Source organism: Bacillus sp. B4EP4a (assembly GCF_006680105.1).
In the GTDB taxonomy this organism is placed as follows: domain Bacteria; phylum Bacillota; class Bacilli; order Bacillales; family DSM-1321; genus Peribacillus; species Peribacillus simplex_E.
This window is the reverse complement of record NZ_VHIK01000028.1, coordinates 20,836-44,093: the sequence shown is the minus strand read 5'-3', so window position 1 is coordinate 44,093 and position 23,258 is coordinate 20,836. Positions and strand designations below refer to the sequence as shown.

The following is a 23,258-nucleotide window of genomic DNA, read 5'->3' as shown; positions in this document are numbered from 1 at the left end:
TTATGATGCTCTTAAGGAGGTGTCTTTGTTGAAACGTTTCATATCTTTCATGATATACGGAATCATCGCCCTCGGAGTCCTCGGACTAATGAGCCGACTATTTAATGACCCGATTGGCTTTTTTAGAAACATTCTCATAATAGCCATTGTCGCAGGGATTATTTATATGATTTATACCGGATTAACAAAGGGAAAACCAGTTAAGAAAGAGCAGCAAGCATTCCGAAAGGCTGCCCGCCAATCGAAAAAAAGGCTAAAAAACCGAACTTCGAAAAAAGATAATGTGGCTAGCTTCTCTGCAGCAAAATCATCAAAGAAAATAAAATGGAGAAAGAAAACGGATAGTCACTTAACCGTCATCGAAGGGAAAAAGAATAAAAAGAAAAATCGGGCTTCTTTTTAAGAGCCCGATTTTTCTTTTTATAATCAATAAGTCCATTTTTTAAGGAATTCTTTCGTGCACTGCCTTCCCCGATTCATCAATTCACCTTTTTTTTCATCATTCAGATTGAAATCCATTGCAGAAATTCCCTTCATCGGGATAAATACAATATTATGGACGTGTTTCTTGGAAATATACCGTGCATCATGGGCATCTTTCATCGTTTTGAATAATGCGGAGAACAATTCAACCGCATTATCCACCTTATGCGGTTTCCATATCTCATCGACACTTAGCCGCAAGCCGATGACCGGCCTTTCCTTTCTTACATGATCTGAATTGAATAGCCACATTGGAAAATTGCTTAACACACCTCCATCAACAAAAAGGAACTTGCTTTTTCCGACATCAAGTTTGACTGGCTCAAAAAAATAAGGAATGCTACAACTCATTCTTACTGCCTTTGCCACTGGAAAAGTGCTCGGATCAATGCCATAGTTCGGTAAATCATCAGGCAGTACCACCAATTTCCCATTTGTAATGTCAGAGCTTATGATTCGGAGGGATTTCGGTCGAATATCCTTAAAGGTGACTACATTCCTTTCGGCAAGTTTACCGGCGACCCATGTCTCCAGTGCGTTGCCTTTATAAAGGCCAAGTTTCCAATATAAAAGGAGCCATTCGGCAAACGGGATAGGCAAAAGACCACGCCTTTTGTCCAGCAGGCCGCTTAAATCTATATCAAGAAAAAGCTTTTCCATTTCTTTACCTGTGTACCCAGCTGCTACGAAAGCTGCAATTATGGATCCTGCACTCGTACCGGCTGTTCGATGGAATACAAATCCCCGTTCTTCCAATTCCTGCAGGGCTCCCACTAAACCATAGCCTTTAATCCCGCCTCCGGAAAAAACGCCGTCAATAATCATAGCTGCCCTCCCCTAATCCGGTCTTTACATTTCTAAGCAGGATTAGAGCGATTTATGACAGTTTTAAATAGAAAATTGCCTTGATTCAGGTAAAATACTGAATTTCCGCTTTAGGGAAGAATTCCGCTATATACCCACGAATGGTCGTTTCCAGTTCTGCGGCTTCTTCTTTTTGATAAACATATTTACCAATTCCATATCGGCCCCATTTATATTTACGCTTCGTTTCGTCCAGTTCCAATTTTGTTTTAGGGTAGTTTTTTTGAATCACTTTTTTTGCTGGGCCAGTAAACCGATGCTGAATTAATTCGAAAGTCAAGTCAGGGATATCCACCCCATTTAAAGCCTCACTCAACCGTTCGAATAATTCATGGTAGCCCTCCTTCCATGCTTCATGACGATATATTGGAGCTACGATAAAACCGAGGGGATATCCGGCACCTGCCACTTTACGTGCCGCTTCCATCCTTTCTTCGAAGCTCGAAGTGCCGGGCTCGAAATTCTTTATCACATAACGTGAATTTATACTGAAGCGAAATCTTGTTTTTCCATTATGTTCAGCATCCAATAGATGGTCGACATGATGAAATTTAGTTACGAACCTTAGAACCCCATATTCACTTTTCCCAAAATATTCTATGGCCCTTTTTAACGAATGTGTCAAATGGTCAATTCCGACGATATCCGATGTACAGGCTGCCTCAAAACGGGTAATTTCAGGCTTTCTCTCATTTATATATTTTTCGGCTGCTTCGAAAATCTCATCAAGATTCACATATGTCCTAATATATGGTTTTGATCCGAGTGTGGTCTGTAAATAACAATAGTGACAATGCCCCATACACCCTGTAGCAAGAGGTATGGCATATTCAGCAGATGGCTTTGAGGAATCGAATTTCAATGTTTTTCTGATTCCTACCACAAGCGTTGATTTTGCGACACGATATTTTTGCAGATCATTTTCTCCAGGAAGATCCCTAATTTGGTTATGCGATGTGGTCTCACGGATTTCAATGTTCAAATCTTCGAATTTCTTTTTTAACTCCCGGCCAAGCGGGTATTCCAGTGCCCTTGGCTCAATATATACTAACTGTGGCATAAATGGTTTCATTTCGATCTCCATTCTTTTATCGATTTGTTCATATTTTCAATCGAACTACACAATCTATATTATAAGGATAGTTTTTCTTTATTCTGTTAGCCTCATGATTGTTTTTACTTGGAAATTCAAAATGAAGGAGATGCGATATGGTTAATAAACGAGACTTCTTGACAAATGGAACGGGGAAACAAGCGATCACCGTCCAAACAGATAATAAATTTCCAAATCCAAGGAATATACCTGGAGACTCGGTCGATGAATTTTCGGTATTGAAAGATGGCAACCAATATCTAGCTGAAAAGGAAATAGGGCAGCAAAATGAAAATGGTTGATTGAACGCAAAAAGAAGACCGAATTTACGATGATTCGGTCTTCTATGTAACTGAACAGACTGTTACTGCCCCACATATATGAAAAAAGCCGTTAAGATAGCTTTGCAGCATACTTAACGACTTCCCATCCATCAGCTTATAGCCCGCATTTTAATTGCGCTCCGCAATTCGTGCAAGTATTGCATCCGCCCATTTCCTGGACTTCACCTTTACGGCAGACCGGGCAAGTGTTACCCACTTCCGATCCAATTGTAACATTCGTCGAACGCAGTTCATTTATCGTATCGACCAATACAACTTTTTTCTTAACTTCCACATCTGTCAATTCATCCATTTCAAGCTGCTCGTCCATTTGGTTTTCTTCCGCTTTAAGCGTAAGGACCTGACTGTCACGGCTGCCATCCACATATACAGTACCGCCTTTTGCTCCGCCTTTGTATAGACGTTCATATACTTTTTCAACTTGTTCGACAGTATATCCTTTTGGAGCGTTGACTGTCTTACTGATCGAGCTGTCAATCCAGCGCTGAATGATGCATTGAACATCAGCATGTGCTTCTGGAGCTAATTCCATAGCGGAAATGAACCATTTTGGAAGCTCTTCTGAATCGGCTTCTGGATGACGGTCCAAGTATTCCTGAACAATGTCAGCCTTCACTTCAATGAATTTACCCAGACGGCCGCTGCGGAAATACGTAAAGGAGAAATATGGTTCAAGACCTGTTGATACCCCAACCATCGTTCCTGTACTTCCTGTAGGAGCCACTGTCAATAAATGAGAGTTACGGATGCCATGTGCAGCAACACTTTCCCTGATATCTTCCGGCATTTTTTCCATAAATCCGGTTTGTGTGAAACGTGTTCTAAGCTCATTGGTTTCTTTGTCCGTTGACCCAATCAGGAACGGGAAACTGCCTTTTTCTTTTGCGAGTTCCACGGAAGCCCTGTAAGCTGTAGTCGCAATCGTTTCAAACACCTTGTCAACCAGGATATTTCCTTCTTCAGAGCCATATTCCGTTTCACAGTAGATCAACAGGTCATGCAGACCCATTACACCAAGTCCAACCCGTCGCTCGCCCAGTGCCTGTTTTTTGTTTTCATCCAAGAAATAAGGAGTTGCGTCAATGACATTGTCCTGCATACGCACACCGACTTCGACGGTCTGCTTAAGTTTCTCGAAATTGACCGTTTTGCTATCTTTATCAGCCATTTCAGCCAGATTGACTGCCGCAAGGTTACAAACTGAATATGGGGCCAATGGCTGTTCGCCACAAGGGTTCGTGGCTACGACCTGCTGACCGTATGCTTTGGCATTCGTCATTTCATTAGCATTATCGATAAAGAAAATACCTGGTTCAGCAGAATATGTGGCACAAATGTTTATTAAGTTCCAAAGCTCTTTAGCTCGGATTTTACGGTAAACACGGACTTTGTGACCCATTTTCTCCCATTCACGCACATCACCGACATTATGCCATTCTTCATTGTAAATGGCCATTTCCTCGGCATTATAGCTCTCTACATCAGGAAAACGCAATTCGTATTCCGCATCTTGTTCCGCCGCTTCCATAAATTCCTTAGTCAGGCAAATAGAGATATTGGCTCCAGTCAGAAAATCCGAATTATGGACACTATACGTTCCACCTGTACGGATCTTTTCTTCTGCATCCCTAATGATTTTCTCGCTAAATCCACCTTGGCCAGGAATCTCCTTATAATTGATGATCCCTTGATACATAGCCGTTTCCTGTTCCGTGTGCGGCGTGAATTTCAATTTATCAGTCGCATATTTCTTGATGGCTTCATCTTTAGTGTTTTCCACTAGGTAACGCAGAATCCTTGGATTTTGCATTTTGGAAATGATGAACTCCGCAATATCAGGATGCCAATCAGCAAGCATGATCATTTGCGCGCCGCGTCTGCTACCGCCCTGTTCAACAAGATGCGTCAGTTTCGCAATATCGTCAAGCCATGAAACTGAACCCGAGGATTTTCCATTCACCCCTTTTGCCAGAGTGTTTCTTGGACGCAGTGTCGATCCGTTCGTACCCACTCCGCCGCCGCGGCTCATGATTTCCATCACTTGTTTCCTATGTTCTGAAATCCCTTCACGTGAATCCGGGACGAATGGCATTACATAGCAGTTGAAATAAGTAACGTCCGTATTGGAACCTGCACCGTACAATACTCGTCCTGCCGGGACAAAATTAAGGTTCTTTAATTCTTCATAGAATTTATTGAACCATTCCGTTCTTTTTTCTTCCGTGGTTTCCACTGATGCCAAGCCCGTTGCATTACGTTTCGCAATTTGTTCATAGTATATTTCAAGCGGCTTTTCAATTATATCCAACGGACGGTTTACAATTCCCGTCTCCACTTCTTCCGGATTATCCAATACGCCACGGAATTCTTCATCCACCAATACCTTGGCTTTTTTGGTTTCCCAATCAATTTCAACGATGTAACCGAGACCCCTTGCCGGGAATTTCGGATCTTCCTTAATCGTCAACACGACGAAATCGCCTGCCGAGAGTGTGATTTTTTCAGTATCCTTAAAAGAATAGCGGTCAAGCATGACTAGACGGGACACTCCCTTATGCGCCATTTTCATATCAGCAGTTACAGGGTGAACCTGGGGAAATAAAGAAATATCCTTATTCAACCTTTCTAGATCAACCTTTAAAGCTTCTTTTATTACAACCGACATAATTCCCTCTCCTTTATATGTTTCAAGATCCGTTCTTGCTGCCGCAAAAATCCTTATGTAGCCTTACATGTCCGTTTCGCTTAACAAGTACCCTAAATTTATCATAGCGAAACTCAAAAATCAACATATAGTGTCGTATTAAATATTTCAACCACTATATATTGTGTTTGTTTTGAATAACTTTTAATTTTGTCAAACGATAAATCAATTAATATAGTTAGTAAAAGGGAGGAAAATGTCGATTTACAATAATTTTTCATCAGATTTCAATTAATTTGGACCTTGCTTTTTCCCCATCCCTTTTAGGGCTTATCCCTGCAAGGGATAGCTTATTTGGTCAAAAAAATCTGAAAAAACTTTTTTATTTAATCACTCTAATTATCCCACTTCGTCTATCTCATGAAATTCCATTCATCGCTTTCATATTTGCTTTCTGCAATGGCCTTCACTTCCAGCAATTGCTTTTCAGTTAGGACGTATGGCTCTAACTCGATCGAAAGTCCTTCCGCAAAACCTTTTTCAAAAGCTTCCTTCGCTTCAGGTATGGTAATCTTTCTTCCGGCAATGTCATTTATGGCCACAGCTTTATTTTTTAAATTTTTTTGCATTCTCTCTTTAACCCTGTCATTTGAGAATTTAAATACGCTAAAGAGCTTATCATCATCAAGTTCAAGCAAAATGGAACCGTGCTGAAGGATGACGCCTTTTTGCCTGGTTTGAGCGCTGCCAGCGACCTTCCTGCCCTCGACGACCAGTTCATACCAGCTTGGAGCATCAAAGCAGACGGAAGACCTGGGCGTTTTTAAAGCCGCTTTTTCCTGATCGGTTCTAGGCACGGCAAAATAAGCATCCAATCCCAGATTCCTGAACCCCATTAATATTCCTTCAGAAATGACACGATATGCTTCAGTAACGGTAGTTGGCATTCCCGGATAGGATTCTGGAACGATTACGCTATAAGTCAATTCATGCTCGTGCAGTACCGCTCGTCCTCCTGTCGGCCTGCGAACAAAACCAAGGCCCTGCCTTTTGACCTCTTCCAAATCAATTTCCGCTTCAGCCTTTTGAAAATAACCAATCGACAATGTCGCTGGATCCCAGCCGTAAAAGCGTATGATTGGCGGAATTTCAGCTTTGCTTTGCCAGTTTAACAGTGCTTCGTCCAACGCCATATTAAAAGCCGGTGAACAATACCCCGAATCTATAAAACCCCATTTTTCTTTAGTCATCCTTACCCCTCGTTTCAATAGACTGTTTTTCATTCCCCCACAAAAAACTCACATGTAGTAGTTTAACAGACTTTAACACTCTAAAAAAGAAAGTGCTATCAAGTCGATGAAGAATTTGATGAAAATTCTTTTTGATTATTGGGTAAAGCAATTATATAATAAAGATTGTCTGTATTCGTTAAGGTAGAAGGGAGTTTTTATGTTTGGAAATATTATATACACTGCTCATCATCTTGGGAGTGGTTATTGCGTATTCACTTTTTAATTGGTACCGCCAGCGTAAAATCGTCAAAACATTAACACAGGACGAATTTATCGCTAACTACAGAAAAGTGCAGCTAATCGATGTGCGGGAACCGAATGATTTCGATAATGGTCATATCTTAGGCGCAAGAAACATCCCTATGACTCAAATGAAAACCCGCTTGGTCGAAATTAGACCGGACAAGCCTGTATATTTGTACGCTCAAAGCGAAATCATCAGCGGAAGAGCTGCAGCCATGCTATACAAAAAGGGCTACAGGGAACTTTTTCACCTAAAGGGCGGTTTCAAGATGTGGACCGGGAAAATCAAAGCAAAGAAATAAGACCCCATCACCGCATGGGCTCTTTTAAATTAAAAAGCATTCTTGTGCATCATGCGGGCTCTAGGAAAATGAAAGTTAACTGTTGAACTTTAATGAATTCTTACATAAACATGAAAAATCCCCGCCGGCAGGCAGGGATTTTTTTCGTGTAAGCTATCAGTCTATGCTTGATAACGCAGAACAGGTTTTCTTGCAGCAAGAGTTTCATCAAGCCGCTTTATAACGGTTGTATGCGGAGCTTCCTGAACGATTTCCGGGGTTTCTTCCGCTTCCTTGGCAATCTGGATCATCGCATCGACGAACGCATCCAGCGTTTCTTTTGACTCGGTTTCAGTCGGTTCTATCATCATTCCTTCTTCCACGTTCAACGGGAAGTAAATGGTTGGAGGATGATACCCGAAATCCAGCAATCTTTTGGCTATATCGAGAGTCCTTACCCCTAATTTCTTTTGACGGCGTCCGCTTAATACGAATTCATGCTTACAATGACGATTATATGGTAAGTCAAAAAATGGTTCTAACCTACGCATCATATAATTGGCATTGATGACCGCATTCTCCGTGACGGCTTTAAGGCCATCAGGACCCATTGACCGAATGTACGTATATGCCCTCACGTTTATCCCGAAATTACCATAATAAGGTTTTACCCTACCAATGGATTGCGGACGATCATAATCAAGAACGAATTGCTCACCTTGTTTGACCACAAGCGGTTTAGGCAAGTAAGGAATCAAGTCCGACTTCACCCCTACAGGACCAGAACCCGGGCCGCCGCCGCCATGCGGGCCTGTGAATGTTTTATGGAGATTTAAGTGAACCACATCAAAGCCCATATCACCCGGGCGTGCTTTTGATAGGACTGCATTCAGATTGGCTCCATCATAATAAAGCTTCCCGCCTGCGTCATGGACAAGTTGTGCCATTTCCAAAATGTTTTCTTCAAATAATCCCAATGTATTGGGGTTCGTCAGCATCAAGGCCGCCGTATCCGGTCCGACAACACGCTTTAAATCCTCAAGGTCGACTAACCCATTTTCATCCGACTTCACTGTAATCGTTTCAAGTCCGGCAACAGTTGCAGAAGCAGGATTCGTACCGTGTGCAGAATCAGGTACAATCACTTTAGTCCGTTCTGTATCGCCATTCGCTTCGTGAAAAGCGCGAATCATCATCAATCCAGTCCATTCACCGTGAGCACCCGCTGCAGGCTGTAGTGTCACTTGGTCCATCCCCGTGATTTCCGTTAAGTGTTCCTGCAAATCAAATAATAGTCCCAATGCTCCCTGAACAGTAGCCGGATCCTGATATGGATGGATATGGGCAAAACCGTTGAAGCGTGCCACATTTTCATTTATTTTCGGATTATATTTCATCGTGCATGAACCCAGCGGATAAAAACCCGAATCCACCCCATGATTCCGTTTGGAAAGTGCTGTATAATGACGCATGATATCCAGTTCGGACACCTCAGGAAGCTCTGCCTCTTCTTCACGGATGTAGTCGGCAGGAAGAATTTCTTCGAGCGGAATAGTTGCAACATCCATTTCTGGCAGACTGTATCCGATTCGACCGGAAGTACTGATTTCAAAAATGAGTGATTGATCTTGATTATTCATGTTGATCCCCCAATTCCTGCGCAAGTGCATCAATTTCTTCTTTTGTTCTAAGTTCAGTTACCGCGACCAGCATATGGTCTTTCAGCTCAGGATAAACCGTCCCTAAATCGAAGCCGCCGATCATCCCTTTTTCAAAAAGGTTTTTATTGATTTCTGAAAACGAAGCAGGCAGTTTAATGACAAATTCATTAAACGAAGGACCGTCGAATATCACTTCCACCCCTTTTGCCATAATTGCTTTTTTCGCATAATGCGCTTTTTGAATATTTTGCACGGCCATTTCTTTGACACCCTTTTTCCCAAGCGCGGTCATTGCAACAGAAGCTGCCAAGGCATTCAAAGCTTGATTGGAACAAATGTTGGATGTGGCTTTGTCACGACGAATGTGCTGTTCACGAGCTTGAAGGGTCAGTACAAACCCCCTTTTTCCATTTTCATCCACCGTTTGACCGACGAGTCGGCCCGGAACTTTCCGAACAAGTTTATTAGTAACGGCAAAATATCCACAATGAGGTCCCCCAAATGCCGCTGGAATGCCGAATGGCTGGGCATCCCCCGTTACGATATCTGCACCGAGTGCACCAGGGGATGTCAAAGCTCCCAATGCAAGCGGGTTACTGGAAACGATAAACATGGACTTGACTCCATGAATGATTTCCTCCATTTCTTTCAATGGCTCGATGCGGCCAAAAAAGTTCGGATATTGCACGATCACTCCTGCAATGTCATCATTCGCCAATTCCCTTAAAGCAGCTAAGTCCGTCACACCGTCTTTATAAGGAATTTCGACCACTTCCACCCGTTGCCCTTTCGCATATGTCTTCACAACTTCTCTTGATTCAGGATGAACGGTTCCTGAAATGAGAATCTTCTTGCGTCGTGTCTGGCCTGAAGCAAGCATGGCTGCTTCAGCTAGCGCCGTCCCGCCGTCATACATGGAGGAGTTAGCAACATCCATGCCCGTCAATTCACATATCATCGTTTGATATTCAAAGATCGCCTGAAGCTCGCCCTGTGAAATTTCAGGCTGATAGGGTGTATAAGCCGTATAAAACTCAGAACGGGATAAAACATGATCGACGATGACCGGTGCGTAATGGTCATAGACACCCGCACCAAGGAAGGAAGCATAGTTTTTAAGGTCCGCATTCTTGGCAGCAAGCCTTGATAATTCTTTCATTAATGCAGGTTCCGATTTAGCAGGCTTGATATCGTATTCTCCTTGAAAACGAACGCTTTCAGGGATATCATTGAAAAGTTCTTGAACAGTAGATACCCCTATCGCTTCCAGCATTTCTTGTTTATCTTGCTCTGTCATGGGTAAATAACGATGTTTCATCTAATGACCATTCCTCTCTATTTACGTGGTTTTTTATAAAAAGGTGTTTGTATGATAACGGCTTTCAAACGTTTGGAACGGATTTCCACTTCGACTTCCGCATCCAGCACCGAAAATTCCTTATCGATAAGTACCAATCCCACGTTTTTCTTCAACGTTGGTGATTGGGTACCGGTCGTGACCTCGCCAATGGCTTTATCACCGCTGTAGACCTTATACCCATGACGTGGAATGCCACGGTCAATCATTTCAATTCCCACAAGCTTGCGGGGAGCTCCTTTCTCCTTTTGCTCAGCAAGAACGGCTTTCCCGAAAAAATCCACTTCCTTATCCACTTTTACTGCAAAACCAATACCGGCTTCCATCGGGGTGATGTCCGCTGAAAGCTCCTGTCCATACAGCGGCAGTTTCGCTTCAAAACGCAGGGTATCACGAGCACCTAAACCAATCGGCTGAACCCCCTCTTCCTTTCCGGCTTCCATAATCGCATTCCAAAGGGCAGGACCATTTTCACTGTCGCTATATATCTCAAACCCATCTTCACCAGTGTATCCAGTACGGGATACCAACGTGGAGATACCGTTGATCAGGACATTTTCCTTGAACTTGAAAAATCCAATTTCACTTAAGTCAGTATTTCCCGATAGTTTTTGTAATATCTTTTCTGCAGATGGTCCTTGAAGTGCCAGCTGTGTATAGTCACTCGATACATTCGTAATTTGGACATCTTCCGTTAAATTAGCTTGCAGCCAATTGAAATCTTTTTCTGTATTCGCTGCATTGACCACGAGCAGATAGTCGTCCTCAGCCCTTTTATACACGATAAGATCATCAACCGTGCCTCCGTTTTCATAACACATGGCGGTATATTGGGCACCGCCCTGTTGCAGCTTTGATATATCATTAGTCAGCATCTTCTGTAAAAAGGAAAGGCTCCCAGGACCCTTAACATCGACTTCCCCCATATGGGAAACATCGAATAACCCCGCTTTTGTACGTACGGCTTCATGTTCGTCCTTTATACCCGAAAATTGGACAGGAAGTTCCCAGCCGCCAAAATCAATCGTTTTACCTCCGTATTCACGATAAACCTCAAATAGTGGTGTTCTTTTTAAATTGGTCAAAAAATGACCCCCTTCAGATTTTTTTAAATTAATTGGCTTCATTATCAAAAGCTTCTTGTCATTACGCATCAGGTATATCCTGATTCATGATGTGAAAAAAGCACAAAAAAGGACAGAGAAAGCCCGTTTGAGCTTTTTCTCTGTCCTGAAACCTGAAAGTTTACCTATGTAATAGGTTTTCCCCTTTGGTGGCCGTCCCAAAACGGGCGGCGCTCTCCAGAGTTGCGTCCAATAAGAGTTCTTTTGCCTGAGAGATTCACTGCTAAGTTTGCTCCTTCGGCGCTACATCCGTAGTCTCTCCCCTTATCTTCACCCGCATATGAATGGTCTACCAATGAAAGGAAGCGAAATAGCCCCAAGCATCGGTAAAACCTTTGAGCATCATGGAATGCATTCTCTGCCAATTCTCCTAAAACTTCAGAAACCGTTTGAGTAATCTCCTTCAGTAATCTTGGATAAATTAGGAGCCTATAGCTCATACTAAGAAAACGCGAACTGCAAAATCGATGTACAAAGATTCTTTGTAGCGTTTGGAAATTGGAATTTTCTAAATATACTTATATCCTACCCTAAGAAACTTATCTCTGCAATATCTTTTGAAAAGAAATATTTTTCTTACTTCACATACGAAATGTTCGGGTTTTGACCTTTTATTAAGGAAATTATGATTTAAGAGGGAGTTATTTCTATGAAAATCAATATATCCTTCAATTCTGAATGGAATGACGAGTTTCTGCAAAAAATGGAAAATGACGGTCCATGGGGAAATTGGGAGCTTTATAAGTTGGCGGTTCAAATGGAGGAAAATCTTATCATCCCTGATTTTGAAGGTTTACAGGCGCCCAAGCACCTTCCGCAGTTAACCCCGCTTCCCCATCAATTGGAAGCAGCCAAGCAAGTGGTGGAAAAGATGAATGGAAAGGCCATTTTAGCTGATGAGGTGGGGCTCGGAAAAACAATTGAAGCAGGCTTGATCCTAAAAGAGTATATGATTAGGGGCCTTGTAAAAAAAGTATTGATCCTTGTTCCAGCCTCCCTTGTCACACAATGGGCTTTTGAATTGAATACCAAGTTTCATATACCGGCAGTCGTTCAGAGAAAAAGTTATGTTTGGGAATCCTGTGATGTGGTCATTTCATCCATTGATACAGCGAAACGCGCTCCACATCGAGATATCATTTTTACTCAGGAATATGACTTCATCATTATTGATGAAGCTCATAAACTTAAAAACAATAAGACGAAGAACTATGAATTCGTCCAAAATCTGAAAAAGAAATTTTGTTTACTCCTGACAGCCACTCCGATTCAAAATAAAGTCGAGGAGATTTTTCACCTCGTTTCGTTATTGAAACCGGGCCACTTGGGAAATGCCTCACTCTTTTCGGAAAAGTATAAAGGGAAAGGCCGGAACATCATTGAAGATGAACACCTAAAGGAACTGGTCAATACTGTCATGATTCGAAACCGGCGGGCCGATACTGGCATTGAATGGACAAAACGGCATGTGGAAACCATCACCATTGAATTTTCTCCATCGGAACAGGCATTGTACGATGCTGTTTCCAAATTCAAGCCTATTTCGGATGGATCAAAAGGAAGCGCCTTTTCGGCTCTCACTCTCCAAAGGGAAGCATGCAGCAGCAGAGAGGCGGTCTTTTATACATTAAAGAATATGAAAGAAAAATATGATCAGCCTTCCCCTGACTTTTTGGCAAAGCTTGATGATTTATTTTCTAAAGTGAATGAAACAGTTCAGAACTCCAAGGCTGAAAAAGCACTGGAACTGATCAAGAAAATTGATGACAAAGTGATTATCTTTACCGAATACCGGGCGACTCAGCTATATCTCCAATGGTACCTACAGCAGAATGGAATTTCTTCGGTTCCCTTCCGAGGCGGTTTTAAGCGCGGTAAGAAAGACTGGATGCGGGAATTATTCCAAAAGAATATACAGGTATTAATAGCAACAGAAGCTGGCGGGGAAGGGATAAACCTTCAGTTTTGCCATCACTTGATTAATTTTGACCTGCCATGGAACCCCATGAGGCTCGAACAGAGAATTGGACGGATTCACCGCCTTGGTCAGGAAGAAGATGTGATGATTTATAACTTTGCCACGAAAAATACAGTAGAAGAACATATTCTGAAGTTACTATACGAAAAAATAAATTTATTTGAAAAAGTAATTGGAGAATTGGATGATATTCTAACCAAACTGGATATTAACAACATTGAAGAATATTTAATTGATGTGGTCGGCGAGTCCAAAACAGAGGGCGAAATGAAGATCAAGATGGATAATTTTTCATCGTTAATCCAATTCGCTCAATCAATGAAGGAAGGTGAGGTTCATGCAGCAACGGGAAATTCATGATTTTTTAATAACTTTTTTTAAGGCCAACGATTGTGAAATACTGGATAATGCACCAACCCACCTTACAGTCCAATTGACGATTGAAATGGATAAAGAATTAATGAACAGACCCTTTTACTGGCATTATCTAGAAAAAACAGGTGGCGTTCCGAACCCAGCACAGATGACTTTCATTACCGATCCAGAACAAGCTCCATCCGATTTAAAGGGAGAAATGATTCATTTTGGCTCCCCACGCCTTCATCAGATTATTCAATCAACCAAAAAGCTGGCAGGGTATACTAGACTTTTTGAGGATACTCCTCCATCAAAAGGCGGCGGAAATAATCCTTTGTTTCCTTGGCTGACCCTGAATGTGAAAATATCCTATCAATGCGACCGTAAAAAAGATACTTTCATGTCGATAGGACTGAATCTAATCTCAGGTGAGATCATGGAAAAGTTTCACCATCGGGTTTTACCGATAAAGGTTACCCCAAAAATACCGGATTACTCCTTTACGCTTTCACCTTTGATCATGCCCAAGAGTGGATTGGCAAGACTGGATACATACATCAGGACCAGTTTCGAGGATGATGACCATTCTTGGGCGGAGGAAGCAATGCTGCGCTGGCAGAATGATTTGAATTTATTGGAGCATTTTTACAAAGATATGGACGAAAAAAGTGAGAGTTATTATACCGAGAAAGAAGCACTAAAAGCTCAATATGAACCCAACATCAGAATATCCATCATCAACGGAGGATTATTTTACCTTTCAGATAGGGCGTTGGGATAATTAAAGAACGAAAAGAAACAGATGTCCTAAGTTCGGGACATCTGTTTCACTTTTTGATATTTTTCCTTACGAACATCGACAAAGCAAAAGGGACAATGCCAAACCAATGGGACATACCATGATTTTTATCCTCTTTTCTGTGACGGCGCTTTTCTTTTCGTTCTTTTTTCGTCAGATTAAAATACTCGACAAGCTGCTGCGTCAGATATTTAATATAAGCGTTTGTAGACATATAAAATCATCACCCTATGCAAAGTATGCCCGTTTTACGCTCCTTTTATTCCTTCGCTTGTTCCCTGAACACGTGAACCTGTCGCGTTCCGTTTTAAAAGAGTGTTGATTATGCGCATTAGCCAGCTTGCTTTTCCAACCATTCTTTCACTTTCCCCGCTTCTTTATCGTATTGAATGATGACCCTGCCCTCGCGATCATTTTTAGTCGTGGAAGAAAACTCGATATATACGTAAGGACCTTCTTGTTTCATCAAGGAATACCGCACCACACCATTGGGATATGAAATTTCCCCCTGGATGATTTTTGGGATTTCTTCGCCCCACTCTGCCGTCACATCCATGATGGCTAGATGGACAAGATGGTCGGCCACAAGCGACTCTTCCACTTCTTTATAAAACTTTTTATCAATGATAAACTGGTCTATCATTAGTATCGTGAACATGATGAAAACACTCGCTACAATCATGACCATCGGGAAAACGACTCCTTTTTGATTATTCATCGACTTTCGTAACATTCCTTATGAAAGGGTGAAATCTTCGACTGAAAGTAGTTCCTGCTTTATCCGTTATATTTATAACAATGACACCGCCATCCTTTTCAACCCGGAATTCCGAAATGTTCTGCAAGATGACCTCATGCCCCATTCCATTCACTCGTCTTCGGACCTTATCTTCATATTGTTCAAACGATGATAATTGCTCACCTGAAAGCAAAAATAATTTATTTCCCATTACATCCTGAACTTTGGAACTCCGGACCTCCTGCTTCATTTGCATGGTAAAGACCTCCCACTCTTTAGGATGCAATTTATCAACTGACCCCATTTGGGTGTGAATGATAGAAAAAAGCTGTAGAACAATAAGGGACGTAGTCATTAAAATCATTAAAGAAAAAAGCATTTCGATCATCGTAAAGCCATCATTTTTTCGCAGCATCACAAATGGATTCCAGATTACCCGATTCATCTTCATAACGTACACACCCTTCAATCATTCCCGGGAAATCCCCATGGTCCTTCCAAACCAATTCATAGGATCTTTTTTTGTAAATGATTTCCTGACCAACTGCTTGTATCTCCCCATCCATGAACGCCGTCAATCTTTCATATAATAAATGGTGGGCTTCTGTCCTTACGGCAATATCTTTCCGATCCATCAATAACTCTTCAAGAATGGGTAAAATGGCAAGGACCAGGAATATACAAACGGCAAATGCGGCTATCAGCTCAAGGTAGACGTAACCTTTACAATTTCTCAATCCTGAACCTCCCTTTACCGATATTGAGGATCAGCTTGTACTTTCCCTTTGAGGTGTCAATCATAATCGTTCCGGCTTTTGAAGCATTTCCATACTGATTAAAATGAAAGCTGAACCCCAAAGTGCCACTTAAAAACTGTATATCCTCTGGAATGATTCTTTCTAAAACGATCCCCTCCTTATAAGACGAAACGGTATAAACCTTTTTGGTATTATCAATATGGAGGTAAATCAAGCTCTCATGACTGATGGCATACTGTTGTGCATAGAAAAGATCTTCATGGAATTGAGAAAGGAATAGCCTATTTTCCATTCCTTTTGTGAAGCTAGGATATAGATTAGGACCGATGGAAATCAGGAGTACAAAAATAACGAGGACAATGAGGGTTTCAGATAGTGTATACCCCCCATTGGAATGCCGTATGTTCACTTCTCTCCTACTCAACGACCGTTATCTTTCCTTTACTATCCAAACTAATATCATCCCCATTAGGACAAGATGTCTGTTTGAGATAGCCTTGACTTTCCAACTCACCGATACTTCCGGGCAGTTTAGCATTGTCGATCTCATAAGCCTGTACCTGCGCTTGGGCCATCTTCACGAATGCTTCACATCCTTTAGACTGAATCGTAGATTGGTTCTTCGTGATATTGGGGATCGTTATAATCAATAGGATGGATATTACCAATAAAACAATAAGCATTTCAATTAATGTAAAACCACGTTCATTCATCACTTTCTTCAACATATCATCATGCTCCTGAAACCATCTGAATACCAGATGACCTTCGAGCATTTTCACCTCCGGAATACAAAAATGAAATCCTATATACCTTCGAGCAGTGAGAACATCGGCAGCAAAACTGCCAAATAAATGGATACAATCAAAAGACCTATAAGTGAGAACATAAGAGGCTGAATGATTTTCAAGATTGCATTCATTCTCTCTTCAATTTTCTCCAGTAAAAAACGACTGTAATGAAGCAGCTCCGCATCAAGTCTGCCGTATTTTTGACCATTTGCAGCGACCACCGGTAAATTCCCATCAAAATATGGGAGCTCCCGAAAAATCATTTCAAGTGATCTGCCCTCGATCAAATCATCCTTAATGATATTGCATAGTTTTTGGTAAAAAGGCTGCTGTTGATTTATCGAGAATAATTTGATGCTATCGTTTATCGATAGCCCTCCGGAAAGTAAGCCACTGAATTGGCTAGCAAAAAAATAAGTTTCGTATAATTTGATGAAGGTCCCGAATATCGGAATTCTCATCAAAATCCTTCGCTGCCTTAATGGGCACAATCCGTTAAACCAAAATCGTTTGAGTATATACAAGAATAGGAGCAATCCGAGTAAAAAGAAGGGGAGTGCTGGAAGAATGAATGTGGAGGCTGCCATTAATTTTAAGAGTGTGTGCTGATCGACATCCATCGTGAAATAGATTGTCTGGAATTTGGGTAGGAGAACACTCTGAAGAATATAAAAAACGATGCTTACAAAAAAGACTAAGAATACGGGATACACCATTAACTTTTTTACTTTATCCATATCCTCGGTTCTTTTCTTCCAATATCGCCCTCCTTCTTTCAACGCCCGTTCCAGGTCGCCATATTGTTCTCCATAAAATATATAACTTACAAGCTGCGGATGAAAACCAAGATGGGTCAGCACCATGTGCAACGGGTAACCGTTCCTTAAATCGGCTTTAGCCTGAGTGAAGTCTTCCGCTTTCTTCTTTGATTCCTGAAACTCAAGAAAATGTAAAGCGTCCGCCAAAGGATAACCATGATTCAATAATTCACCTAGCTTCGAAATAAAGACCGCCTGCTCTTTTACCTTCCATTTACTTTTTGGTTTCATCGTATACCAGCCGTTCATATTCCCCGGAATCCACATAGCCCATCGCAACCGCTTTTCCGATTTCATCCTTCAATTGGCGGTAGCTGACCGTTGCCTTTCCTTTTTCATCCCCCATTATCCGGAGAACCTCAGCCAGGCTTTTTCCATATAGCAATTCATATACACTTGCCCTTTTATTCCTGGCAGTCATTTTGCAAGCTAAATCACAGTCCCCTTTACATGGAAGACATCGCAATTCAACCAGCCGCTGTGCTGTCACGCCAATCAAACTCTGTTCAACCTCAAGCAGGCTGACACCAAATTCCAGTAACCTGGAGATGGCGCCCTGGGCGTCCCTGGTATGCATGGTTGTAAGTATCAAATGACCGGTCAATGCGGCACGCACTGCGATTTTGGCGGTTTCTGCATCTCTGACTTCCCCAACCATGATCACGTCAGGGTCATGCCTCAGAACAGCTTTTAGACCGACAGAATACGTAACGCCCGCCTTTTCATTGATTTGGACTTGCAATACCTTTTCGGATACATTTTCAATGGGATCTTCAAGTGTAATAATATTTCGATTGATCATCTCATGGGCATGGTGAAGCAGGGAATATAGTGTCGTGGTTTTTCCACTGCCAGTCGGGCCGGTAAATATGAGCATGCCATGGGAATGCTTCAGGAGAGCAATCAATTTTTGAACGGTGCTTGGAAATAAGGATAACTGTTCTAGAGGAAGGATATTCTGTTGGGGTATTAAGCGGATGACCAAACTTTCGAGATGGGCAGTGGGTAAAGTGGAAAGGCGGAGTCCGACCACCTGGTTGGCCAAATTGATGGTGATGGCACCACTCTGGGGCCTCCTTTTCTCCCCTATATCCATCGAGGCAAGGAACTTCAAATGAGCGATCAGCCTCTCTGCTTCAAAGAATGATAATGTTTCCTTTGGAACAAGCTTATTGTCTATCCTGAATTGGATGAGAGGTCCCTCCTTGCGAAAAAAAATGTGGATATCCGATGCCGATTCCTGTACAGCACGGGTCAGTATTTTTTCTGCGGTCTTTTCAATCGATATCAATTCATTCATCACCTCCTATGATTCTTGTTGTATGGATTCGACAATCCACGACAAATTCCTGCTTCAGAAAAAAAAAATTCCCGAAAGAAATTTCGAGAATCATCTCACATGCTCATTTTCAAATCAAGCCTTTTGGAAACCAAATTTCTTAATGCGTCTACATTATGACCAATCACCAGTTTTTGCCCGTCTATGAGAATGGGCCTTCTTAATAACTTCGGTTCTTTTGTTAATAATTGGATTACATCAGATAGCATCATTTCGTCAATATTAACTTGTAAGTCTTTGTATGCTTCACTTCTTGTTGCTAAGACTTCATCAAGCCCTTCAGATGTCAATTCAAGAATTCTCTTTAACTCTGCTACAGTTGGAGTCTCTCTGAATAAATGTCGCTCATCGAAGGAAACTTGATTGGCCCTTAACCATTTTTTTGTTTTGCGGCAAGATGTACAACTTGGATACGAAAAGAAAGTTAACTGTGCCATACTAATCACTCCCCGTTCACATTTTGTATACATTAATAATCTATATAATGATTGTATAATATTTGTACAATTATTGTATATATTTTTGCTTATTAAGCCGCTTTATTTGTGAACATTTTTTAAACTAAAAGGAGTTTGCCCTTTCTCTTATTCCATTTTTTTCTGCCTGCATTATAATGGACATAGTTAAACTATGGAAACAGGAGGGTGTAATGGAACAAACGTTAAAAATAACAAACGTGTTAGCTGATCCCACCAGATATTATATATATCAGCATATTGTGAACAAGCATGGTGATGTATCGGTACAGCAAATCGCCGATTCTTTTAACATCCATCCAAATGTTGCCCGTCTGCATTTGTCAAAACTTGAGGATATCGATATGTTGACCTCGGATGCCCGAAAGACGGGGAAAGGCGGTCGTCCCAGCAGACTTTATCGATTATCTGATAAAGTCATTCAACTTCATTTTCCATATAGGAACTATCAGCTGCTTTCAAGGATTGCCATCCAGACGATGATGACATTAGGGGAACAAGGAAAACAGGCACTTTATGAAACGGGAAAAGAATTCGGGGAGGAATTGATCAATCAGCAACTAGACCTGAATTCGACATCGATCGATCGACTTGGTTTTTGGGAAAAGGTCAATATGCTTAAAAATGCGGCTACGATCGCAGGGTTATCTCCTGAAATACAAGCAAGCGAAGAAGAAAATAAAATATACTTCCGTATCTTCAATTGCCCGTTTAAGGAAGTTGCTGAAGTGGAGCCAAGAACAATCTGCTCCATGCACAATTCATTTTTAGAAGGTATGTTCGAAGCCTTGTTTGAGAATGTCAATATTGTGGAAATAGAAAATATGATGTCCAATTGTGCAACATGCTCATACCAGGCTTCGGTTCTCACATAGAAACAAAAGGCATCCTTTACATTACCTTACAATTTCATTTATAATTATTTAGAATGTACACGTCTAGACATAAGGAGGGATTCGGGTGGAACGCATGTTCAGAGTATGTGGATTTTGGACAGGAATTATGGCAATTTTCTTTTATCTTGGCCATATGCATCAAACGTCTTTGCTTTTCTTTGCACAAACGATCTTTTTTGTACTTTTAAGTTATTTGAAATTATCTGAGCGCATGTATATTTATGTTTTCGGCGCCTATCTTACCGTTTTCTTTGCAGGATTTTCCTACTGGAGCGTATTTATGATGACTCCGGGTACTGCGCATTAAGAACAAGCAATATTACATAACCCATGAATTTTTATTCATGGGTTTTTACTTGTCACCATTCAGGAAAGATCCTCACATCTTCTGCTAAATTCTTCGATTGAAGCAGAACTTTGAAATGTTCACTAAACCCCCCTGGAACAATTAGCCCCCGAATTGCACGATTACGCTTTGCCGTTTTCGAGAATGGATCAGTTCCTTGATGGTCCTTCAATTCCTCTAGTATCCCTGCTTTAAGCAAGAATTCATTTTGAAGGAATAGCCCCTGATTGGAAAGTTCCTTTCTTTTTCCAATCTCGATTAATGTGTCAAAATGGATATGTGTCGTCAAATCCATATCACCAGGATACATAAGCGCATCTTTAATCATTTGATGCTGATAATAGCCCCTCAAGCTCCCTTGAAGATGTGCTGGCTCCTTCCATTCCCTTTCGGTATAGCCATAATCAATCGTAAGGAGAATACCCGATTCGATACAGGAAACGATCTTCTCATATTCACGGACCATTTTTAGCGGAACTTCATATCGTTGTTTTTCATTTAAGGTGATATTTCGTTCTGTAAGGTAAGATAGAATGTCAGGGTTGTCCAAAGGTTCCCTCACTTCTACCAAATCGCCTTCCTTATCAGTGACGAATACCTCTACCAGGGCTCCCTTATACTTTTCAATAACATGTACAGGCAACGCGTCGAAAAGTTCATTTGAAAAGACGATTCCATTTACATTCGTCCATTTTTCTAAACTGGCGGCAGAAACTGCCTGTTTGAACATCCCTATACGTTCTTGCTGAACCTTTCTATGAAATGGACTGCCATCCACAAGGATATAAGTCAGAGAGTCCCATATCTGCGGTTCCATTTCTTTTATGAAAACGAGGATGTCATAAGCCAGCTTACCGTCCCCTGCGCCGACCTCGATGATTCTTGGTGAAACTCCGCACCTTTTTATCAAATAAACGAACCACCTGGCCAGTGATCTCCCAAATGCATCCCCAACATTGCCAGACGTATAAAAATCCCCTCTTGAGCCAATTTTCTCTTTTGCGCGTGCATAGTAGCCTATTTTTGGCGTATATAAAACAGCATCCATATAGTCATGATAGGAAATTCTTTTTTGGGGGCTTCCTGCAACCAATTCCTTCAAGTGATTTTTCAACACAATAGCCTCCGTCTCCATGATCTTCCATCATATTGAAAATTAAACTTTCCTTTTTCTTAATAAAACACATAAATAAGTTTTTTTATCGACAATCATACACGAAAACAAATTTAAGGTTCACAAAATGTTCAATTTTTCATCTCAAAGTTCTTAAGAGTGCCACCATAAAAAAAATGAATGCTTCCAGCAAATATTAAAATATGCATCTTACTTCAGGGCTGAATCAGAAGAGTCATCCACACAAGGAAGACCCCGGAAATTTCTTTAAGCCTTTTAAAAGTGAGTGTCAAAACGTTTTTTATATTCAGTATAGTTGTGGAGATTACCCATTTCAATATTTTTACATTATAAAGTCTAAAAATAAAACAGGTGCCATATGGCACCTGCAAAAGTCATTATCTCAAAAAGGGATTAGTATTCTTTTCATCCAAAATGGTCGTGACAGGCCCATGACCAGGAAAAACGATAGCATCATCAGAAAGTGTCAGCAGCTTCGTTTCAATGCTATTTAACAGCACTGCCTCGCTTCCGCCTATTAAATCGGTTCTGCCAACGCTTCCTTGGAACAAGACGTCCCCTGAAAAGAGGAGACGTTCTTCCTTCACATAATACGAAACGCTCCCTGGTGAGTGTCCGGGAGTTTCAAATACTTCGAAAGTGAATTCTCCAATAGTGAGCTCCTGCTCATTTGCCAGGATGTGATCGGCAGGCTTCATTCGCATCGGATTTTCAGGGAACCAGTTTTGGGAACCATTCAACGCGGGATCAAGCAGCCACTTGGCCTCTTTTTCATGAATATATGCAGGTATCCCATAATGATCCCGAATAGCATCAAGAGCACCGATATGGTCAAAATGTGCATGTGTCAATAAAATCGCCAAAGGCTTTAAATTTTTTGTTTGTATGTACTGTATGATTTTCTGTGGCTCTTCACCCGGATCGAAAATGATGCAATCCTGTCCATCGGAAACTACATAACAATTCGTTTGCAGCGGGCCTAGAGGAATTTGTTTCCATTTCATTTCCATCAACTCCAATATGATTTTCTATCTTCATCTTACACTAATTAAGCTGCTAATGTTAATCCAGTTTACTCAAGTCATAGAAGTGTCACCTATTAAACCTCGACAAATAATTGAAAAAATATTAAGATATTAACAAATGCAATCTTTTCTACATATTTTTGGTAGTTGCTTTATTCTCTGGGTATATTATTAGGGATTAGTTATTCATTACGTAAAAAGGGGGTTTTGACATGATATTAATGGTTGTTTTCGGACTTGTGGCTATATTAGGAGTAGCAGCTGTGTTTACCTCATTAAAAAAGAGAAACTTCTTAGGATTCATTTTTGCAGCCGGCAGTGCAGTAGTGTTTGGCTGGTTCACTGTCATGACTGTCATCAACAGCGGTTTTCCTGTTGCCCATTGAAGAAAAAAGCTCGCCATCCGGCGAGCTTT

At 41.2% G+C, this 23,258-nt stretch carries 26 protein-coding genes and 2 riboswitches; of the genes, 8 read left to right on the top strand and 18 right to left on the bottom strand.

Features of this window, described 5'->3' with window-relative positions:
- Nucleotides 1–28 precede the first annotated feature (28 nt).
- On the top strand, nt 29–403 hold the full coding sequence (locus FNK51_RS14790; RefSeq protein WP_081395494.1) for an SA1362 family protein: 375 nt from the start codon (nt 29–31) through the stop codon (nt 401–403).
- Between the two features lie 23 nt (nt 404–426).
- On the opposite strand, the gene FNK51_RS14785 is transcribed toward FNK51_RS14790, so the two are convergent.
- Both FNK51_RS14785 and splB read right to left on the bottom strand, forming a co-directional pair.
- Nucleotides 427–1,308 (bottom strand): patatin-like phospholipase family protein, encoded by an 882-nt coding sequence (locus FNK51_RS14785; protein WP_098369830.1) that lies wholly within the window; start codon nt 1,306–1,308, stop codon nt 427–429.
- 85 nt (nt 1,309–1,393) lie between these two features.
- Nucleotides 1,394–2,419 (bottom strand): spore photoproduct lyase, encoded by a 1,026-nt coding sequence (gene splB / locus FNK51_RS14780; RefSeq protein WP_141993844.1) that lies wholly within the window; start codon nt 2,417–2,419, stop codon nt 1,394–1,396.
- Nucleotides 2,420–2,556: 137 nt separating this feature from the next.
- Here splB and FNK51_RS14775 point away from each other — a divergent pair, with 137 nt between their 5' ends.
- A complete protein-coding gene (locus FNK51_RS14775) occupies nt 2,557–2,742 on the top strand; it encodes a hypothetical protein (RefSeq protein ID WP_098369828.1) in 186 nt (61 codons plus the stop codon).
- Between the two features lie 136 nt (nt 2,743–2,878).
- Here FNK51_RS14775 and FNK51_RS14770 read toward each other — a convergent pair whose 3' ends face one another.
- Both FNK51_RS14770 and FNK51_RS14765 read right to left on the bottom strand, forming a co-directional pair.
- Entirely contained in the window at nt 2,879–5,449 is a 2,571-nt protein-coding gene (locus tag FNK51_RS14770) for a vitamin B12-dependent ribonucleotide reductase (protein ID WP_141993843.1), read from the bottom strand.
- A gap of 392 nt (nt 5,450–5,841) precedes the next feature.
- Nucleotides 5,842–6,678: a lipoate--protein ligase family protein gene (locus FNK51_RS14765; protein ID WP_098369826.1), complete on the bottom strand. Its 837-nt coding sequence runs from the start codon at nt 6,676–6,678 to the stop codon at nt 5,842–5,844.
- A 203-nt stretch (nt 6,679–6,881) separates the two neighbouring features.
- On the opposite strand from FNK51_RS14765, the gene FNK51_RS14760 reads away from it, so the two are divergent.
- Entirely contained in the window at nt 6,882–7,265 is a 384-nt protein-coding gene (locus FNK51_RS14760; RefSeq protein WP_076365383.1) for a rhodanese-like domain-containing protein, read from the top strand.
- A 161-nt stretch (nt 7,266–7,426) separates the two neighbouring features.
- On the opposite strand, the gene gcvPB is transcribed toward FNK51_RS14760, so the two are convergent.
- The 3 genes from gcvPB to gcvT are packed head-to-tail and all read right to left on the bottom strand — an operon-like array spanning nt 7,427 to nt 11,347.
- On the bottom strand, nt 7,427–8,884 hold the full coding sequence (gcvPB, locus tag FNK51_RS14755) for an aminomethyl-transferring glycine dehydrogenase subunit GcvPB (RefSeq protein WP_141993842.1): 1,458 nt from the start codon (nt 8,882–8,884) through the stop codon (nt 7,427–7,429).
- Nucleotides 8,877–10,223: an aminomethyl-transferring glycine dehydrogenase subunit GcvPA gene (gcvPA, locus tag FNK51_RS14750; RefSeq protein ID WP_141993841.1), complete on the bottom strand. Its 1,347-nt coding sequence runs from the start codon at nt 10,221–10,223 to the stop codon at nt 8,877–8,879. Before gcvPA ends, gcvPB begins: the two co-directional genes overlap by 8 nt.
- 17 nt (nt 10,224–10,240) lie before the next feature.
- Nucleotides 10,241–11,347, bottom strand: coding sequence for a glycine cleavage system aminomethyltransferase GcvT (gene gcvT, locus FNK51_RS14745; RefSeq protein WP_141993840.1), 1,107 nt, complete (start codon nt 11,345–11,347; stop codon nt 10,241–10,243).
- Nucleotides 11,348–11,485: 138 nt separating this feature from the next.
- Nucleotides 11,486–11,569: riboswitch (glycine riboswitch) on the bottom strand.
- A 3-nt stretch (nt 11,570–11,572) separates the two neighbouring features.
- A riboswitch (glycine riboswitch) is annotated at nt 11,573–11,660 on the bottom strand.
- Nucleotides 11,661–12,035: 375 nt separating this feature from the next.
- On the opposite strand from gcvT, the gene FNK51_RS14740 reads away from it, so the two are divergent.
- Together FNK51_RS14740 and FNK51_RS14735 are read left to right on the top strand one after the other, a co-directional pair.
- Entirely contained in the window at nt 12,036–13,724 is a 1,689-nt protein-coding gene (locus FNK51_RS14740; RefSeq protein ID WP_141993839.1) for a DEAD/DEAH box helicase, read from the top strand.
- On the top strand, nt 13,702–14,502 hold the full coding sequence (locus tag FNK51_RS14735; protein ID WP_141993838.1) for a YqhG family protein: 801 nt from the start codon (nt 13,702–13,704) through the stop codon (nt 14,500–14,502). Before FNK51_RS14740 ends, FNK51_RS14735 begins: the two co-directional genes overlap by 23 nt.
- Before the next feature lie 46 nt (nt 14,503–14,548).
- On the opposite strand, the gene FNK51_RS14730 is transcribed toward FNK51_RS14735, so the two are convergent.
- From FNK51_RS14730 to FNK51_RS14690, 9 genes are all read right to left on the bottom strand, one after another.
- Nucleotides 14,549–14,734 carry a YqzE family protein gene (locus tag FNK51_RS14730; RefSeq protein ID WP_063233067.1) on the bottom strand — a complete coding sequence of 62 codons (186 nt, stop codon included), beginning with the start codon at nt 14,732–14,734 and terminating at the stop codon, nt 14,549–14,551.
- A gap of 117 nt (nt 14,735–14,851) precedes the next feature.
- Complete coding sequence (comGG, locus tag FNK51_RS14725; protein WP_179890981.1) at nt 14,852–15,238, bottom strand: competence type IV pilus minor pilin ComGG; 387 nt, start codon at nt 15,236–15,238, stop codon at nt 14,852–14,854.
- The gene (comGF, locus tag FNK51_RS14720) at nt 15,231–15,710 is read right to left on the bottom strand and encodes a competence type IV pilus minor pilin ComGF (protein ID WP_141993876.1); all 480 of its coding nucleotides are present in this window, start codon (nt 15,708–15,710) and stop codon (nt 15,231–15,233) included. The genes comGG and comGF overlap by 8 nt, the downstream gene beginning before the upstream one ends.
- Nucleotides 15,658–15,996: a hypothetical protein gene (locus FNK51_RS14715; RefSeq protein ID WP_141993837.1), complete on the bottom strand. Its 339-nt coding sequence runs from the start codon at nt 15,994–15,996 to the stop codon at nt 15,658–15,660. The genes comGF and FNK51_RS14715 overlap by 53 nt, the downstream gene beginning before the upstream one ends.
- Nucleotides 15,983–16,426: a competence type IV pilus minor pilin ComGD gene (comGD, locus tag FNK51_RS14710; protein ID WP_098369818.1), complete on the bottom strand. Its 444-nt coding sequence runs from the start codon at nt 16,424–16,426 to the stop codon at nt 15,983–15,985. Before comGD ends, FNK51_RS14715 begins: the two co-directional genes overlap by 14 nt.
- Before the next feature lie 7 nt (nt 16,427–16,433).
- A complete protein-coding gene (gene comGC, locus FNK51_RS14705; RefSeq protein ID WP_063233178.1) occupies nt 16,434–16,745 on the bottom strand; it encodes a competence type IV pilus major pilin ComGC in 312 nt (103 codons plus the stop codon).
- 77 nt (nt 16,746–16,822) lie between these two features.
- The gene (gene comGB, locus FNK51_RS14700) at nt 16,823–17,857 is read right to left on the bottom strand and encodes a competence type IV pilus assembly protein ComGB (protein WP_181762270.1); all 1,035 of its coding nucleotides are present in this window, start codon (nt 17,855–17,857) and stop codon (nt 16,823–16,825) included.
- Nucleotides 17,841–18,926, bottom strand: a complete 1,086-nt coding sequence (comGA, locus tag FNK51_RS14695; RefSeq protein ID WP_483295535.1) for a competence type IV pilus ATPase ComGA — start codon at nt 18,924–18,926, stop codon at nt 17,841–17,843. Before comGA ends, comGB begins: the two co-directional genes overlap by 17 nt.
- Before the next feature lie 95 nt (nt 18,927–19,021).
- On the bottom strand, nt 19,022–19,402 hold the full coding sequence (locus FNK51_RS14690; protein WP_098369816.1) for a Spx/MgsR family RNA polymerase-binding regulatory protein: 381 nt from the start codon (nt 19,400–19,402) through the stop codon (nt 19,022–19,024).
- A 212-nt stretch (nt 19,403–19,614) separates the two neighbouring features.
- On the opposite strand from FNK51_RS14690, the gene FNK51_RS14685 reads away from it, so the two are divergent.
- Together FNK51_RS14685 and FNK51_RS14680 are read left to right on the top strand one after the other, a co-directional pair.
- Nucleotides 19,615–20,316 carry a helix-turn-helix transcriptional regulator gene (locus FNK51_RS14685; protein WP_141993835.1) on the top strand — a complete coding sequence of 234 codons (702 nt, stop codon included), beginning with the start codon at nt 19,615–19,617 and terminating at the stop codon, nt 20,314–20,316.
- 85 nt (nt 20,317–20,401) lie between these two features.
- Nucleotides 20,402–20,644 (top strand): DUF2626 domain-containing protein, encoded by a 243-nt coding sequence (locus FNK51_RS14680; RefSeq protein ID WP_076365317.1) that lies wholly within the window; start codon nt 20,402–20,404, stop codon nt 20,642–20,644.
- Nucleotides 20,645–20,696: 52 nt separating this feature from the next.
- On the opposite strand, the gene FNK51_RS14675 is transcribed toward FNK51_RS14680, so the two are convergent.
- Together FNK51_RS14675 and FNK51_RS14670 are read right to left on the bottom strand one after the other, a co-directional pair.
- On the bottom strand, nt 20,697–21,797 hold the full coding sequence (locus FNK51_RS14675) for a class I SAM-dependent methyltransferase (RefSeq protein ID WP_181762269.1): 1,101 nt from the start codon (nt 21,795–21,797) through the stop codon (nt 20,697–20,699).
- Nucleotides 21,798–22,195: 398 nt separating this feature from the next.
- Complete coding sequence (locus tag FNK51_RS14670) at nt 22,196–22,822, bottom strand: MBL fold metallo-hydrolase (protein WP_141993833.1); 627 nt, start codon at nt 22,820–22,822, stop codon at nt 22,196–22,198.
- Between the two features lie 233 nt (nt 22,823–23,055).
- Here FNK51_RS14670 and FNK51_RS14665 point away from each other — a divergent pair, with 233 nt between their 5' ends.
- Nucleotides 23,056–23,229, top strand: coding sequence for a DUF2759 domain-containing protein (locus FNK51_RS14665; protein WP_034308396.1), 174 nt, complete (start codon nt 23,056–23,058; stop codon nt 23,227–23,229).
- Nucleotides 23,230–23,258 lie beyond the last annotated feature (29 nt).